The sequence below is a fragment of the Alcanivorax sp. HI0044 genome, from assembly GCF_001634945.1.
In genome coordinates this window covers 1-1,141 of record NZ_LWEZ01000304.1, presented here as the reverse complement: position 1 = coordinate 1,141, position 1,141 = coordinate 1, and the positions used below count along the sequence as shown (strand labels likewise).

At 56.1% G+C, this 1,141-nt stretch carries 1 pseudogene; it reads right to left on the bottom strand.

The annotated features are described in order from the left end of the window. Positions 1–993 (bottom strand): annotated as a pseudogene (locus A3730_RS03730) (DNA-directed RNA polymerase subunit beta'); the annotation flags it as partial. Between the last annotated feature and the right edge of the window lie 148 nt (positions 994–1,141).

Genomic DNA, 1,141 nt, shown 5'->3' with positions numbered 1-1,141 from the left:
GATCATGTCGGCAAGGGACTTCAGCGGACGCTTGTTGGAACCGGTGATGGCACGGCCGCGGCGGCCGTTATCCAGCAGCGCATCCACAGATTCCTGCAGCATACGCTTTTCGTTACGCACGATGATGTCCGGCGCACTCAGGTCCAGCAGACGCTTGAGGCGGTTGTTCCGGTTGATCACCCGGCGGTACAGATCGTTCAGGTCGGAGGTGGCGAAACGGCCACCGTCCAGCGGCACCAGCGGACGCAGATCCGGCGGCAGAACCGGCAGCACGGTGAGAATCATCCACTCAGGCGCGTTGCCGGAATCCTTGAAGGCTTCCATCAACTTCAGACGCTTGGAGAGCTTCTTCAGCTTGGTGTCGGAGTTAGTGGATTCCACTTCCTCACGCAGGATCTTGATTTCTTCAACCAGATCCAACTCCATCAGCAGCTGCTGCACAGCCTCGGCACCCATCTTGGCTTCGAATTCGTCACCGAATTCTTCCAGGGAGTCGAAGTATTCTTCATCGGTGAGCAGCTGCCCACGCTCCAGCGTGGTCATGCCCGGCTCAGTCACGACAAAGGATTCGAAGTACAGCACACGCTCGATATCACGCAGGGTCATATCCAGCATCAGGCCGATACGGGACGGCAGTGACTTCAGGAACCAGATGTGCGCGGTGGGGCTCGCCAGTTCGATGTGCCCCATGCGCTCACGACGCACCTTGGAGAGGGTGACTTCAACGCCACACTTCTCACAGATAACGCCACGATGCTTTAAACGCTTGTACTTACCGCACAGGCATTCGTAGTCCTTGATNGGACCAAAGATTCGCGCACAAAACAGACCATCACGCTCAGGCTTGAACGTGCGGTAGTTAATGGTCTCAGGCTTTTTCACTTCACCAAAAGACCAGGAGCGGATCAGATCCGGCGGCGCAAGCGCGATGCGGATCTTGTCGAACTCCGTGACTTGTCCCTGACTTTTGAGCAAATTCAGCAAGTCTTTCAAGGCCAGTCCTCCGTAGTGAGCTTTCGCTCTAGATTCTTTCCTAAACCCGGGTACACAGTGGCTCCGTCGTTACCCGGCGGAGCCCACTGCCTTAGTCGTTTTCCAGCTCGATATTGATACCAAGCGAACGGATTTCCTTCAGCAATAC